General features: G+C 68.4%; 13 protein-coding genes. All 13 read left to right on the top strand.

All coding sequences use genetic code 11. From position 1 onward, the window contains the following. Positions 1-68 precede the first annotated feature (68 nt). The 13 genes from Ssi02_RS18600 (at position 69) to nuoK (ending at position 12,615) form a co-directional block, all read left to right on the top strand. Positions 69-782: a demethylmenaquinone methyltransferase gene (locus Ssi02_RS18600; RefSeq protein ID WP_204027088.1), complete on the top strand. Its 714-nt coding sequence runs from the start codon at positions 69-71 to the stop codon at positions 780-782. Between the two features lie 130 nt (positions 783-912). Beyond that, positions 913-2,202 carry a geranylgeranyl reductase family protein gene (locus Ssi02_RS18595; protein ID WP_239129021.1) on the top strand — a complete coding sequence of 430 codons (1,290 nt, stop codon included), beginning with the start codon at positions 913-915 and terminating at the stop codon, positions 2,200-2,202. 121 nt (positions 2,203-2,323) lie between these two features. Continuing rightward, positions 2,324-2,683: an NADH-quinone oxidoreductase subunit A gene (locus Ssi02_RS18590; RefSeq protein WP_204027086.1), complete on the top strand. Its 360-nt coding sequence runs from the start codon at positions 2,324-2,326 to the stop codon at positions 2,681-2,683. Between the two features lie 13 nt (positions 2,684-2,696). Continuing rightward, a complete protein-coding gene (locus Ssi02_RS18585) occupies positions 2,697-3,248 on the top strand; it encodes a NuoB/complex I 20 kDa subunit family protein (protein WP_204027084.1) in 552 nt (183 codons plus the stop codon). Continuing rightward, entirely contained in the window at positions 3,245-3,943 is a 699-nt protein-coding gene (locus tag Ssi02_RS18580; RefSeq protein WP_204027082.1) for an NADH-quinone oxidoreductase subunit C, read from the top strand. Before Ssi02_RS18585 ends, Ssi02_RS18580 begins: the two co-directional genes overlap by 4 nt. Further along, positions 3,940-5,268: an NADH-quinone oxidoreductase subunit D gene (locus Ssi02_RS18575; protein WP_204027080.1), complete on the top strand. Its 1,329-nt coding sequence runs from the start codon at positions 3,940-3,942 to the stop codon at positions 5,266-5,268. Before Ssi02_RS18580 ends, Ssi02_RS18575 begins: the two co-directional genes overlap by 4 nt. Then, positions 5,265-5,972, top strand: coding sequence for an NADH-quinone oxidoreductase subunit NuoE (gene nuoE / locus Ssi02_RS18570; RefSeq protein ID WP_204027078.1), 708 nt, complete (start codon positions 5,265-5,267; stop codon positions 5,970-5,972). The genes Ssi02_RS18575 and nuoE overlap by 4 nt, the downstream gene beginning before the upstream one ends. Beyond that, positions 5,969-7,255: an NADH-quinone oxidoreductase subunit NuoF gene (gene nuoF / locus Ssi02_RS18565; RefSeq protein WP_204027076.1), complete on the top strand. Its 1,287-nt coding sequence runs from the start codon at positions 5,969-5,971 to the stop codon at positions 7,253-7,255. Before nuoE ends, nuoF begins: the two co-directional genes overlap by 4 nt. Further along, positions 7,252-9,702 (top strand): NADH-quinone oxidoreductase subunit G, encoded by a 2,451-nt coding sequence (locus Ssi02_RS18560; protein WP_204027074.1) that lies wholly within the window; start codon positions 7,252-7,254, stop codon positions 9,700-9,702. Before nuoF ends, Ssi02_RS18560 begins: the two co-directional genes overlap by 4 nt. Before the next feature lie 5 nt (positions 9,703-9,707). Continuing rightward, positions 9,708-11,066, top strand: coding sequence for an NADH-quinone oxidoreductase subunit NuoH (gene nuoH, locus Ssi02_RS18555; protein WP_204027072.1), 1,359 nt, complete (start codon positions 9,708-9,710; stop codon positions 11,064-11,066). Next, entirely contained in the window at positions 11,053-11,568 is a 516-nt protein-coding gene (gene nuoI, locus Ssi02_RS18550; protein ID WP_204027070.1) for an NADH-quinone oxidoreductase subunit NuoI, read from the top strand. The genes nuoH and nuoI overlap by 14 nt, the downstream gene beginning before the upstream one ends. Further along, complete coding sequence (locus tag Ssi02_RS18545) at positions 11,561-12,322, top strand: NADH-quinone oxidoreductase subunit J (RefSeq protein WP_204027069.1); 762 nt, start codon at positions 11,561-11,563, stop codon at positions 12,320-12,322. The genes nuoI and Ssi02_RS18545 overlap by 8 nt, the downstream gene beginning before the upstream one ends. Then, positions 12,319-12,615, top strand: a complete 297-nt coding sequence (gene nuoK / locus Ssi02_RS18540; RefSeq protein WP_204027068.1) for an NADH-quinone oxidoreductase subunit NuoK — start codon at positions 12,319-12,321, stop codon at positions 12,613-12,615. Before Ssi02_RS18545 ends, nuoK begins: the two co-directional genes overlap by 4 nt. Positions 12,616-12,632 lie beyond the last annotated feature (17 nt).

Genomic DNA, 12,632 nt, shown 5'->3' with positions numbered 1-12,632 from the left:
GTGATTACTTTCCGTTGACGTGCCCGGCCGTCGCGGACCTCCGTACGGTGGGCCCTAGGCTTGTCGCCATGACGCGCGCATCGCTGGAGAAGCAGCCCCACGAAGTCGCCGCGATGTTCGATCGCACGGCCCGCCGCTACGACCTGGTCAACGACCTGCTCTCACTCGGGCAGGACCGGGTGTGGCGCAAGGTCACCGCCGAGGTCGTCGACGCGGGGCCGGGCGAGCTCGTGCTCGACCTCGCCGCGGGCACCGGCACGTCCAGCCTGACGTTCACCGAGCTCGGGGCGCGGGCGATCGCGTGTGACTTCTCCCTCGGCATGCTGCGCACGGGGGCCGAGCGCCTGGGCGCCCAGGGCGAGGTCAACTTCATCGCCGGCGACGGCCTGCGCCTGCCCTTCGCCGACGACAGCTTCGACGTCGTCACCATCTCCTTCGGCCTGCGCAACATGCACGACACCGTGGCGGCCCTGCGTGAGATGCACCGCGTGGCCAGGCCCGGCGGCAGGCTCGTCGTGGCCGAGTTCTCCCGCCCGACGATCAAGTCCTTCGACGTCGTTTACACGCAATATCTGATGCGCATGTTCCCGGCGGTCGCGCGCCTCGCGAGCTCCAACCCCGACTCCTACGCCTACCTCGCCGAGTCGATCAGGACCTGGCCCGACCAGGCCGCGCTGGCCCGTCTGGTGATCGAGGCGGGGTGGCACAAAGTCGCCTGGCGTAACTTGAGTCTCGGCATTGTCGCTCTTCACCGGGGGGTTAAGCCGCTCTCGGCCCGATAGAGCTACCCATCTGACATCCCGCGTTGGAAAAGCGTTAGACTGCGGAACCGACAAGTTTGTGAAGAGGTTCACAAAAGTACGAAGGCCCCATATCTCGTGGCCGTCGACGTGTAGGACAGGAACTGGTCCCGTGACCGACCCAGCTTCCCCACCAATCACCGCGCAGCGGAGACCCGCAGACGCGGATGCCGACGTCATCGTCGTCGGCGCCGGTCCAGCCGGCTCTGCCACCGCCTTCTACCTCGCGCAGGCGGGGCTCGACGTTCTGCTGCTGGAAAAAAGCACGTTCCCGAGGGAGAAGGTCTGCGGCGACGGGCTGACGCCGCGCGCGGTCAAGCAGCTCATCGACATGGGCATCGACATCGACGCCCCGGGCTGGGTGCGCAACAAGGGTCTGCGCGTGATCGGCGGCGGTCAGCGGTTCGAGCTGGACTGGCCCGAGCTGTCGAGCTTCCCCGACTTCGGTCTGGTGCGCACCCGCAAGGACTTCGACGAGATCTTCGCCGCGAACGCCGTGCGCGCCGGGGTGCGCATGGAGCAGGGCGTCAACGTCACAGGACCGATCCTTTCCGACCGCAGCGGTCACATCGTGGGCGTGACCGCGAAGCGGAACGGCGAGGAGATCGCCTACAGGTCCCGGCTGGTGGTCGCCGCCGACGGCAACTCGACCCGGCTGTCACTCGCGATGGGGCTGCACAAGCGCGAGGACCGTCCGGTCGCGGTGGCCGTCCGCACCTATTTCACCAGTCCGCGCCACGACGACGACTATCTTGAGTTGTGGCTGGAGCTGTGGGACGAAGAGCGACTGCTGCCCGGCTACGGCTGGGTGTTCGGGGTCGGCGACGGCACTAGCAACGTCGGGCTCGGCCTGCTCAACACCTCGGCGGCGTTCGACAAGGTCGACTATCGTGACCTGCTACGCAGGTGGGTCAAGAACATGCCGGCCGAGTGGGGCTTCGCCGAGGAGAACATGACCGCCCCGATCCGGGGGGCGGCCCTGCCGATGGCCTTCAACCGGCAACCGCACTACACGCGCGGGCTCGTCCTGGTGGGCGACTCGGGCGGAATGATCAACCCGTTCAACGGCGAGGGCATCGCCTACGCCATGGAAACCGGCAAGATCGCGGCCGAGTCCGTGGCTAAGGCGCTCTCGCTCGGCACACCCGCGAAGCGGGAGCGCGCTCTGAGGGCATATCCTCAGGTGCTCAAGGATGCTTACGGGGGTTACTTCACCCTTGGCAGGCTGTTCGTGGAGGCGATCGGCAGGCCGGGTGTGATGAACTTCGCGACGCGCCACGCGCTGCCGCACCCCGGGCTGATGAGGTTCACCATGAAGCTGCTCGCGAACCTCACCGACCGGAGGGGCGACGCGTCGGACCGCATCATCAACGCTCTCTCGAAGGTCGCCCCCTCGGCATGACCTCCGTGAACACCCCGCAGGACAAGGAAGGACCGGCTACGGCCCTCCCTAGACTTGCTCGTCACATCAACGTTCTGAACTGCGCGCCGGCGCGCGTGGAGATGGGAGAGGACGCGTAGCGATGGAGCTTTATGTGCCCATCCTGGTGCTCGCCGTTCTCGCGGGCGGGTTTGCGATCTTCTCGGTGTCGATCGCACCCTTCACCGGCCCCAAGCGCTGGAACCGCGCGAAGCTCGACGCCTACGAATGCGGGATCGACCCCACTCCCCAACCGGTGGGCGGCGGGCGGTTCCCGCTGAAGTACATGATCACGGCGATGCTGTTCATCGTGTTCGACATCGAGATCATCTTCCTCTACCCGTGGGCCGTCGCGTTCGACAAGCTCGGGCTCTTCGGGCTGGTGGAAATGGTGCTGTTCATCGTCACCGTCCTCGTCGCCTACGCCTATGTGTGGCGTCGCAAGGGCCTGGACTGGGACTGAGAGGCGAAGAGAGATGGGTCTCGAAGAGAAACTCCCAAGTGGGTTCATCCTCACCACTGTCGAGCAGGTCGCCGGATGGGCGCGTAAGAGCTCCGTCTGGCCGGCGACCTTCGGCCTCGCGTGCTGCGCGATCGAACTCATGGCCACCGGCGGCCCCAAGCACGACCTCGCGCGCTTCGGCATGGAGCGCGCATCGGCGTCCCCCCGCCAGGCCGACCTGATGATCGTGGCCGGCCGTGTGTCGCAGAAGATGGCACCGGTGCTGCGCCAGATCTACGACCAGATGGCCGAGCCCAGGTGGGTCATCGCGATGGGCGTCTGCGCGTCCAGTGGCGGCATGTTCAACAACTACGCCATCGTGCAGGGCGTCGACCACATCGTGCCCGTCGACGTCTACCTTCCGGGCTGCCCGCCGCGGCCGGAGATGCTGATCGACTCGATCGTCAAGCTGCACGACAAGATCCAGAACGTCAAGTTCGGCGCGCACCGCGCCAAGCAGATCGAGGAGCTCGAGCTGCAGGCGCGCAGGGCGCTGCCGCTGATCGACCAGGGGGCGGCCAAGTGAGCACGCAGGACAACCTCCCCGAGGTCCCGCGCGAGCCCGAGGTCCTGCGCGAGCCGGTCGTCCGCACCGGCATGTTCGGCGCCTCGGACACCGGCGACACCTCCGGTTACGGCGGCCTCGTCGTACGGCGTGCGCCCCGGCCGGTCACGCCCCGGCCCTACGGCGGTTACTTCGACGACATCGCCGACGGGCTCGAGCGTGTCTTCGGCGAGGAATACGCCGACGCGATCGAGCGGGTCGTGATCGTGGGCGACGAGATGACGATCCACGTGAAGCGTGAGCGGCTGGTCGAGGTGGCCAAGCACCTGCGCGACGACCCGGCGCTCCGCTTCGAGCTGTCGCTCGGCGTCTCCGGTGTGCACTACCCCGAGGACGCCGGCGCCGAGCTGCACTCGGTGATCCACCTGTGCTCGATCACCCACAACCGCCGCGTGCGGGTCGAGGTGAGCTGCCCCGACGCAGACCCGCACATCCCCTCGACGGTCGGCGTCTACCCGACGCACGACTACCACGAGCGGGAGGCCTACGACTTCTTCGGCATCGTCTACGACGGTCACCCCGCGCTGACCCGCATCGAGATGCCGGACGACTGGGAGGGGCACCCCCAGCGCAAGGACTACCCGCTCGGCGGCATCCCGGTCGAATACCGCGGCGCCGAGATTCCCTCGCCCGACCAGAGGAGGTCTTACGCGTGAGCGCGACATACGACGAGACCACCGAGGGCACGGTCTACACGGTCTCCGGCCAGGATTGGAACGAGCTCATCGAGGAGCTCGCCGGGGCCACCGACCAGCGCCTGGTCATCAACATGGGCCCGCAGCACCCCTCCACGCACGGCGTGCTCCGCCTGGTGCTGACGCTCGACGGCGAGACGGTCACCGAGGCCCGCACGGTGATCGGCTACCTCCACACCGGCATCGAGAAGAACATGGAGTTCCGGACGTGGACCCAGGGGGTCACGTTCGTCACTCGCATGGACTACCTCTCGCCGATCTTCAACGAGACGGCCTACTGCATGGCCGTGGAGAAGCTGCTCGGGATCACCGACCGCATCCCCGAGCGCGCCCAGGCCATCCGCGTGCTGATGATGGAGCTCAACCGCATCTCCTCGCACCTGATGGCGATCGGCACCTTCGGCATGGAGCTTGGCGCGACCACTCCGTTCCTGTTCGGCAACCGCGAGCGTGAGCTGATCCTCGACCTGTTCGAGTACATCACCGGCCTGCGCATGAACATGGCCTACGTGCGTCCGGGCGGCGTGAGCGTCGACCTCCCCGCCGGGGCCGTCGACAAGATCGGCGAGTTCCTCAAGATCATGCCACAGCGCATCAAGGAGATGCGCAAGCTGCTCGACGCCAACCCGGTCTACCTGGCGCGCACCAAGGACATCGCCTACCTCGACCTCACCGGCTGCATGGCCCTCGGGATCACCGGGCCGATGCTGCGCGCCGCCGGGCTCCCCTGGGACCTGCGCAAGTCGCAGCCCTACTGCGGCTACGAGACCTACGACTTCGACGTGCCGACCGCCACCTCCTGTGACGTCTACGGCCGCTACCTCGTGCGCGTGGCCGAGATGGAGGAGTCGCTCAAGATCGTGCAGCAGGCCCTCGACCGGCTGGCCGGAGCGGGGCTCAAGGGCAAGCCCGTCATGATCGAGGACAAGAAGATCGGCTGGCCCGCGCAGCTCGCGCTCGGCCCCGACGGCCTCGGCAACTCGCCCGACCACATCGCGCACATCATGAGCAGCTCCATGGAAGCCCTCATCCACCACTTCAAGCTGGTGACCGAGGGGTTCCGCGTGCCCGCGGGTCAGGCCTACGTCGGGATCGAGTCGCCCCGCGGCGAACTCGGCGCCCACGTGGTCAGCGACGGCGGCACCCGCCCCTACCGGGTGCACTTCCGCGACCCGTCCTTCACGAACCTGCAGGCCGTGCCGGCGACCTGCGAAGGCGGCATGATCGCCGACGTCATCTCGGCGGTCGCCTCGATCGATCCGGTCATGGGAGGTGTCGACAGGTGAGCGTCAACCCGAAGCGTGACGAGAGCAGCGTGGCGGCCGGCTACGCGCCGGACGTCCGCGAGCGCCTCGAACGCGACGCCAAGGAGATCATCGGCCGCTACCCCAAGACGCGGTCGGCCCTGCTGCCCCTGCTCCACCTGGTGCAGTCCGAGGACGGCTACGTCACCGACAGGGGGCAGGAGTTCTGCGCGGAGATGCTCGGGCTCTCCAAGGCCGAGGTGGTCGGCGTCTCGACCTTCTACACCATGTACAAGCGCAGGCCCATGGGCGAATACCACGTCGGCGTGTGCATCAACACGCTCTGCGCGGTCATGGGCGGCGACCAGATCTGGGACGAGCTGTCGGAGCACGTCGGCGTCGGCCACGACGAGACCACCTCCGACGGCCGCATCTCGCTTGAGCGCCTCGAATGCAACGCGGCCTGCGACTTCGCCCCCGTGATGATGGTCAACTGGGAGTTCTTCGACGACCAGACCCCCGCCTCCGCCAAGCAGCTCGTGGACGACCTGCGCGACGGCAAGGAAGTGCACCCGACCAGGGGCCCGAAGAAGCTCTGCACCTTCAAGGAGGCGTCGCGCATCCTGTCCGGCCTGCCCGACGGCCTGGCCGGCGACGGCCCCGCCGCCGCGGGAGCCTCGCTTGAGGGGCTCCGCATCGCCAAGGCCAGGGGTTGGACCGCGCCCGCGAAGGGGGAAACCCAGTGACCACGCTCACGCCGGTTCTCACCGAGAACTGGGACCGGCCCGACGCCTTCACCCTCGGCGGCTACGGCGAATACACCGCCGCGCGCAAGGCCCTGGCGATGGACCCCGACGCCATCATCCAGGCGGTCAAGGACTCCGGCCTGCGCGGCCGGGGCGGCGCCGGCTTCCCGACCGGGCTCAAGTGGGGCTTCATCCCGCAGGGCGACGGCAAGCCGCACTACCTCGTGGTCAACGCCGACGAGTCCGAGCCGGGCACCTGCAAAGACATCCCGCTCATGATGGCCAACCCGCACTCGCTCGTCGAGGGCATCATCATCACGTCGTTCGCCATCAGGGCCAACCAGGCGTTCATCTACGTGCGCGGTGAGGTGCTCCACGTCATCCGCCGGCTGCACGCCGCGGTGCGCGAGGCCTACGAGGCGGGCTATCTCGGCACGGACATCTTCGGCACGGGCTTCGACCTCGACCTCGTCGTGCACAGCGGCGCCGGGGCCTACATCTGCGGCGAGGAGACGGCTCTGCTCGACTCGCTCGAGGGCTATCGTGGCCAACCCCGCCTCAAGCCCCCCTTCCCTGCAGTCGCAGGACTTTACGCGTGCCCAACTGTTATCAACAACGTCGAATCGATCGCCAGTGTTCCTTCGATCATCGACAATGGCGCCGACTGGTTCGCCGGCATGGGCACGGAGAAGTCCAAGGGTTACGGCATCTTCTCGTTGTCCGGCCACGTGAAGCGGCCGGGGCAGTTCGAGGCCCCCCTCGGCATCACCCTGCGTGAGCTGCTCGACATGTCGGGCGGCATGCGCGACGGGCACCGGCTGAAGTTCTGGACGCCGGGCGGCTCCTCGACGCCCATCTTCACCGACGAGCACCTAGACGTTCCCCTCGACTTCGAGTCGGTCGGGGCGAAGGGCTCCATGCTCGGCACCCGGGCACTCCAGATCTTCGACGAGACGACCTGCGTGGTCCGCGCCGTCCTGCGCTGGACGGAGTTCTACGCGCACGAGTCGTGCGGCAAGTGCACCCCCTGCCGTGAGGGGACGTACTGGCTCAAGCAGGTGCTCAAGCGTCTGGAGAAGGGGCAGGGCACCGAGGAGGACCTGACCACGATCACCGACATCGCCGACAACATCCTGGGCCGCTCCTTCTGCGCCCTGGGCGACGGCGCGACGAGCCCCATCCACTCGTCGGTGAAGTACTTCCGCGATGAATACCTCAAACACTTCGAGATCGGCGGCTGCCCGTTCGATCCCGCGGCTTCCACTCTGTGGGGTGACGCATGACCGTACAGACGACCTCGGCGGGCCCGGTCGAGCAGCCCGTCGACCTGGTGACCGTCACCATCGACGGCTTCCAGGTCTCGGTGCCCAAGGGCACCCTGCTCATCAGGGCCGCCGAGCTGCTGGGCATCCAGATCCCGCGCTTCTGCGACCACCCCCTGCTCGACCCGGTCGGGGCGTGCCGCCAGTGCCTCGTCACGATCGAGGGCATGCCCAAGCCGGCCGCCTCCTGCACCATCACGTGCACCGAGGGCATGGTGGTGCAGACCCAGCTCACCTCCCCGGTGGCCGACAAGGCTCAGCGCGGCGTCATGGAGCTCCTGCTCATGAACCACCCGCTGGACTGCCCGGTCTGCGACAAGGGCGGCGAGTGCCCCCTGCAGAACCAGGCCATGTCCAACGGCCAGGGTGAGAGCCGCTTCGAGGAGAACAAGCGCACGTTCGAGAAGCCCATCGCGCTCTCCAGCCAGGTGCTGCTCGACCGTGAGCGCTGCATCCAGTGCGCCCGATGCATCCGCTTCTCCGATGAGATCGCCGGCGACCCGTTCATCGAGTTCTTCGAGCGCGGCGCCAAGGAGCAGGTCGGCGCGGCTCAAGGGGAGCCGTTCGAGTCCTACTTCTCCGGCAACACCATCCAGATCTGCCCGGTCGGCGCGCTCACCGGCGCCTCCTACCGCTTCCGGGCCCGCCCCTTCGACCTGGTCTCCACGCCGAGCGCCTGTGAGCATTGCGCGGGTGGCTGCGCCCTGCGCACCGACCACAGGCGCGGCAAGGTCACCCGCCGCCTCGCCGGCGACGACCCCCAGGTCAACGAGGAGTGGAACTGCGACAAGGGCCGCTGGGCGTTCACCTACGCCACGCAGCCCGACCGCCTCAAGAGCCCCCTCGTGCGCGACGAGGACGGCAGGCTGGTGCCCGCCTCCTGGCCCGAGGCCCTCGCCGTCGCCGCCGCCGGGCTCGCCAAGGCACGCGGCCGCACCGGCGTGCTGGTCGGCGGCCGGGCGACGGTCGAGGAGGCATACGCCTACTCGAAGTTCGCCCGCGTGGCCCTCGCCACCAACGACATCGACTTCCGGGCGCGGCCCCACTCGGCCGAGGAGGCCGAGTTCATCGCCCACGCCGTCGCGGGCAAGGGCATCGAGGTCTCCTACTCGGCGCTTGAGAAGGCTCCCGCCGTACTCCTCGTGGGTTTTGAGGCCGAAGAGGAGTCGGCCGCGGTCTTCCTGCGCCTGCGCAAGGCGTGGCGGAAGCGCGGTCTCGCCGTCTACTCCATCGCCCCCTACGCCACCAAGGGCCTGGACAAGATGGGCGGCACGCTTCTGCGCACCCGCCCCGGCGCCGAGGCCGAGGCCATCGGCGAGCTGATCTCCGGCTCCGGCGCGGCGGCCGAGGCCCTGCGCAAGCAGGGCGCGATCGTCCTCGCCGGCGAGCGCCTCGCCACCGTCCCCGGCGCGTTGTCCGCCGTGCTGCGGCTCACCGCCACCACCGGGGCCCAGCTCGCCTGGGTGCCCCGCCGGGCGGGTGAGCGCGGCGCGATCGAGGCCGGCGCACTGCCGAACCTTCTGCCGATCGGGCGCCCGGTCAACGACGCGGACGCCAGGGCCGAGGTGGCCAAGGCGTGGAACGTCGGCTCGCTGCCCGCGACGCCGGGCCGCGACACCTCAGGCATCCTCGCCGCCGCGCTCCGCGCGGAGCTCGACGCCCTCGTCGTGGCGGGTGTCGACCCCTACGACCTGCCCGACCCGCAGGCCGCGCTGACGGCGCTGGAGAACACCCCGTTCGTGGTGAGCCTGGAGCAGCGCGCCAGCGCCGTCACCGACCGGGCCGACGTGGTCCTGCCGGTGGCCGTGGTCGCCGAGAAGGCCGGCACGTTCGTCAACTGGGAGGGGCGCGGCCGCACCTTCGAGGTCGCCCTCGACGCCCCCGGCGTGATGAGCGACCTGCGGGTGATCGCCGCCATCGCGGACTACATGGACGTGCACCTCGGGCTGCCCGACCCGGCGTCGGCCCGCCGCGAGCTGGCCTCGCTCGGCGTGTGGCGCGGGTCGCGCCCCGGCGCGCCGAGCGTCTCAGGCGGCTCCGCGGTCGCGCCGCTGGCCGGCCAGGCGACGCTGGCCACCTGGCACCTCATGCTCGACGACGGCCGCCTCCAGGACGGCGAGCCCTACCTCGCGGGCACCGCACGCGCCGCCGAGGCGCTGCTGTCGGAGAGCACCGCGGCAGAGGCCGGTGTCGTGGACGGCGACACGCTGAACGTGTCGACGAAGTCTGGCACCATCAGCCTGCCGGTCCGCGTCGCCGACCTGCCCGACCGGGTGGTGTGGGTGCCGTCCAACTCCGCAGGCCGCTCGGTCACCCGCGACCTGCGCGCGGTGGCCGGTGACGTCGTCACCATCGGCCGCCCCTCCGCCGGCCAGGCGGCGGGCGGCGACGAGAACGAGGAGCGGTGAGTCCGATGAAGACCTTCCTGGCGCTCGCCGAGGGCCCGGACTACCCGACCCTCGCCGACTTCGGCAAGGATCCGATCTGGATCACGATCATCAAGGCCGTCGCGATCTTCGTGATGCTGATGCTCGGGGTGCTGTTCGCCGTGTGGTTCGAGCGCAAGCTCATCTCGCGCATGCAGCACCGCTACGGCCCCAACCGCGCGGGCAAGTTCGGCCTTTTGCAGACGCTGGCCGACGGTCTGAAGATGGGCCTTAAAGAGGACATCTCGCCCAACACCGTCGATAAGGTGATCTACTTCCTGGCCCCGGTGGTCATCGCGGTGCCGGCCTTCCTGGCCTTCTCGATCGTGCCGTTCGGGCCCATGGTCTCGATGTTCGGCGTGGAGACCCCGCTCCAGCTCACCGACCTGCCGGTCGCCGTGCTGCTGGTGCTGGCGCTGGCCTCGATCGGCGTCTACGGCATCGTCCTCGCCGGCTGGGCCTCCCGCTCGCCCTACGCCATGCTCGGCGGTCTGCGATCGGCGGCCCAGGTGGTCTCCTACGAGATCGCGATGGCGCTCTCGTTCGTGGCCGTCTTCCTGGTCGCGGGCACGCTGTCGACCTCGGGCATCGTCGAGGCGCAGTCGCGCACCGGCACGCTCACGCTGTTCGGGCTGGACATCCCGACGCCCTCGTGGTTCGTGATCCAGCTCATCCCGTCCTTCCTGATCTACGTGATCTGCATGCTGGGCGAGACCAACCGCGTGCCGTTCGACCTGCCGGAGGGCGAGGGCGAGCTGGTCGGTGGCTTCCACACCGAATACTCCTCGTCGCTGAAGTTCGCGCTGTTCATGCTGGCCGAATACGTGAACGTGTTCACGGTCTCCGCGCTGGCGATCACGCTGTTCTTCGGCGGCTGGCACGCGCCGTGGCCGATCTCGCTCTGGGACGGGGCCAACACCGGCTGGTGGCCGTTGCTCTGGTTCCTGCTCAAGATGGTGCTCGTCTTCTCCTTCTTCGTCTGGGTGCGGGCCTCGCTGCCGCGTGTGCGTTACGACCAGCTCATGGCCTTCGGCTGGAAGGTGCTGATCCCCCTCAACCTCGGGTGGATCCTGCTCTTCGCCACCTTCCGCGCCGTGCGCCTTGACGAGGCCAACCGAACCCTGATTCTGACCATGCTGGGTTTCGTGGTGCTGGCATGCTTCCTGATCTACCTGCGCTTCGACATCGTGGCGCAGCGCCGCAAGCGGGCGCAGGAGACAGAGGTCGCGCAGGAATACGAGGAGCTGAGGAGCTCCCCCGAAGCCGGTGGCTTCCCTGTGCCGCCGCTCGACCTGCCGCACTACCACGGGGTGCAGCGCAAGGAGGTTCCCAGTGGGACTCACTGATTGGCTGAACCCCGTCAAGGGCTTCGGCGTCACCTTTCACCACATGTTCAAGAAGCCGGTCACGGTGCAGTACCCCGAGGAGAAGCTCCCCACCGCGCCGCGCTTCCACGGGCGCCACCAGCTCAACCGGTGGCCCGACGGGCTGGAGAAGTGCGTCGGCTGCGAGCTGTGCGCCTGGGCCTGTCCCGCCGACGCGATCTACGTCGAGGGCGCGGACAACACCGAGGAGGAGCGGTTCTCTCCCGGTGAGCGCTACGGCCGCACCTACCAGATCAACTATCTGCGGTGCATCCTCTGCGGTCTGTGCATCGAGGCGTGCCCGACCCGCGCGCTGACCATGACAAATGAGTATGAGCTCGCCGACTACGGGCGAGAGCAGCTCATTTACACCAAGGAGATGCTCCTCGCCCCGCTCAGCCCCGGCATGGAGGAACCTCCGCACGCCATGCGCCTCGGGGAGACCGAAGAGGACTACTACCGGCTTGGACGAGAGCATGGGTGAGACGATCACATTCTGGGTGCTCGCGGTCGTGTCCGTGAGCGCCGCGCTGGGCCTCGTGTTCAGCCGGAAGGCGGTCTACTCCGCGCTCATGCTGGGCGCGGTGATGCTCTCGCTCGCCGTGCTCTATGCCGTGCAGGACGCGCCCTTCCTGGCGGCGGTGCAGATCATCGTCTACACCGGCGCCGTCATGATGCTCTTCCTGTTCGTGCTCATGCTGGTGGGCGTCGACTCCTCAGACTCCCTGGTCGAGACCATCAAGGGGCAGCGGTTCTGGGCGATGATCGCCGGGTTCGGCTTCGCCGCGCTGGTCGCCCTGGCGGTCGGCAACATCGCGTTGTCGCCCTCGGCCGGCCTCACCGAGGCCACCGCCCAGGCCGGCGGCAACGTGCCCGCCATCGCCGAGCTGATCTTCACGCGCCACGTGTTCGCCTTCGAGGTGGCCTCGGCGCTGCTGATCACCGCCGCGCTGGCCGCCATGGTGCTGGCCCACCGGGAGCGCACCCGTCCCAAGCCCACCCAGAAGGTGCTGGCCCGAGCCCGCTTCCTCGGCGACCACCCGTCGCCTCTGCCCGGCCCCGGCACCTACGCGCGCAACAACGCCGTCGACATGCCGGCGCTGCTGCCCGACGGCTCGGTGTCCGAGCTGTCGGTCAACCGGGTCATCGCGCGGCACGACGTCGAGGAAGACCGCCTTCCCGAGGACCCCAAACTGGCCGAGGCCATCCGGCAAGCGGTCGAGGAGGAGAGCAAGTGACCACGCACTACCTGGTCCTCTCCGTGCTGCTGTTCACCATCGGCGCGGTCGGCGTGCTGATACGACGCAATGCGATCGTGGCCTTCATGTGCGTCGAGCTGATGCTCAACGCCTGCAATCTCGCCCTTGTCACCTTCGCCCGTCAGCACGGCAACCTCGACGGCCAGATCATCGCGTTCTTCGTGATGGTCGTGGCCGCGGCTGAGGTCGTGGTCGGCCTGGCCATCATCGTGACGATCTTCCGAACCCGCAGGTCGGCGTCTATCGACGACGCGAACCTGCTGAAGTACTGAGGGGTGGCCAGTGGAAA

The sequence above is a fragment of the Sinosporangium siamense genome, assembly GCF_016863435.1.
In the GTDB taxonomy this organism is placed as follows: Bacteria; Actinomycetota; Actinomycetes; order Streptosporangiales; family Streptosporangiaceae; genus Sinosporangium; species Sinosporangium siamense.
Note: the sequence above shows the minus strand (reverse complement) of the source record. Positions and strands in the feature narration are given on the sequence as shown.

What these genes read in the sequence shown, in the direction of transcription:
- Ssi02_RS18560 (WP_204027074.1), top strand. Translation starts at nt 7,252, where the DNA reads ATGACCGTACAGACGACCTCGGCGGGCCCGGTCGAGCAGCCCGTCGAC.
- Ssi02_RS18600 (WP_204027088.1), top strand. Translation starts at nt 69, where the DNA reads ATGACGCGCGCATCGCTGGAGAAGCAGCCCCACGAAGTCGCCGCGATG.
- nuoH (WP_204027072.1), top strand. Translation starts at nt 9,708, where the DNA reads ATGAAGACCTTCCTGGCGCTCGCCGAGGGCCCGGACTACCCGACCCTC.
- Ssi02_RS18590 (WP_204027086.1), top strand. Translation starts at nt 2,324, where the DNA reads ATGGAGCTTTATGTGCCCATCCTGGTGCTCGCCGTTCTCGCGGGCGGG.
- Ssi02_RS18585 (WP_204027084.1), top strand. Translation starts at nt 2,697, where the DNA reads ATGGGTCTCGAAGAGAAACTCCCAAGTGGGTTCATCCTCACCACTGTC.
- Ssi02_RS18545 (WP_204027069.1), top strand. Translation starts at nt 11,561, where the DNA reads ATGGGTGAGACGATCACATTCTGGGTGCTCGCGGTCGTGTCCGTGAGC.